Annotated in this window: 2 protein-coding genes; one reads left to right on the top strand and one right to left on the bottom strand. The window is 42.0% G+C overall.

Annotated features, from left to right (window positions below):
* Positions 1-427 precede the first annotated feature (427 nt).
* A complete protein-coding gene (locus R8269_RS24035) occupies positions 428-1045 on the top strand; it encodes an HAD family hydrolase (protein WP_005481262.1) in 618 nt (205 codons plus the stop codon).
* A gap of 86 nt (positions 1046-1131) precedes the next feature.
* On the opposite strand, the gene R8269_RS24040 is transcribed toward R8269_RS24035, so the two are convergent.
* A partial coding sequence (locus R8269_RS24040) for a GNAT family N-acetyltransferase (RefSeq protein ID WP_318222757.1) occupies positions 1132-1581 on the bottom strand: 450 nt, incomplete at its 5' end.

Genomic DNA, 1581 nt, shown 5'->3' on the forward strand with positions numbered 1-1581 from the left:
CATGAAGTCCCAAACGAAGTAGTAGAGCGGGAAGCCAATAAATCCCATCCAACCAACTAATGTTAAATTGGGCTCTGCGTACTCATATACCTTACGTATCGAATCCATACTATCTAATTTGTCTACTCCGCCTGACGTTCAAAGTTGTGACTTGCTATCTTTTTTATAATCACGTTGTTTTGTAATTATATATTACTTGCCAAATATAAGCAGCGCGAAATCCGTCAATTTATTCGCGATGCTTGTCTTTAAATTCAGTCTTTTATCTAAGTTCAGCTTGATTTCACGAATTTTTTGGTAACGAGTTCAATTGCATATTATTTTATTGTGATTCAAGTAGAATCAACTTATGCGAGGGCAACGCGAATGTTGTTCTCACTCATCTTCGTTTGATTACTCTGCCCAACTCACAAATCAAAGGTGTTCTATGGAAAGCTCTCAAATTAAAAATGTTGTTTTCGATGTCGGCAACGTACTGGTTCGTTGGTCACCACCAGAGATTGTACGCTTAACATTTGGTCATTCCGTAGATGCAGAACAAATGGCGAAAAGACTGTTCTCAAACAAGATTTGGCTAGACCTCAACAAAGGTTTGATCAGCGAAGAAGAAGCAATACACCGTTATCAACAAGAACTCGACTTAACGGCTGAAGAATGTTGCTGTTTCTTCTACTACGTAAAACAGACTCAGATTCAACTGTTCGGCAGTGTTGAGCTTCTACAAAAGGTGAAGCAAGCGGGTTACGGTGTCTACGCACTAACTGATAATGTTGTAGAAATTGTCGAACACTTAAAATCAACGTACAATTTTTGGCCTCTTTTTGATGGCGCGATTGTGTCTGCCGAAGTCGAACTTTTAAAACCTCAACCGGAAATTTATCAAGCGCTTCTCTCCCGCTACGACTTAAACCCATCAGAAACCGTTTTTCTGGATGATATGCCTTACAACGTCGAAGGGGCCAAACAGGTGGGCATGGCTGCTATTCAGTTTGAAAACGCGAGCCAATGTGAAAGTGAGTTAAAGGAAATGGGTCTGTCTTTTTAACTCGCCAGATTGTTAACTATCCCGCAAACAAAAAAGAGCAGCGTCAGTGCTGCTCTTATCGTCTCCGTTCTTTCGCTTAGAAAGCGTTATGAATAGATGACGTTTTCCTCAATGCCATTTACCAGCGCTTGCGCGTTAGACCAACGGAACACTTTTTCCATTACTTCTGTTCCGCCCGGAGCACGCCATGTACGCTCTTGGCATTCTTGTCCACCAATATGTTGATAGAACGAAATCGCTGACGTGTTTTGCGAGACTACTTCTAGATACAATCCTGAATCTTTGAAGTATTGGTGTTGCCACTCTGCAACGGCAAGCAAGAGTTGTTTGCCGATACCACGACCACGATAGCTATCATCAACATGCAGAGCGTCAATGAATGTACCGCGCTCAAAGTCATGATTGCCGAAAACACAGACAAAGCCGAGTAACAAGCCCCCCTCTTCTGCAAGAACGATATGTTGGTTAAATGGAGGATTGGTTAAGCGAGTTTGCCAAATCAACAATTTGTCGTCGATTGCTTCGCTGTCTAGGTA

This window comes from Vibrio sp. Vb0667 (assembly GCF_033391095.1).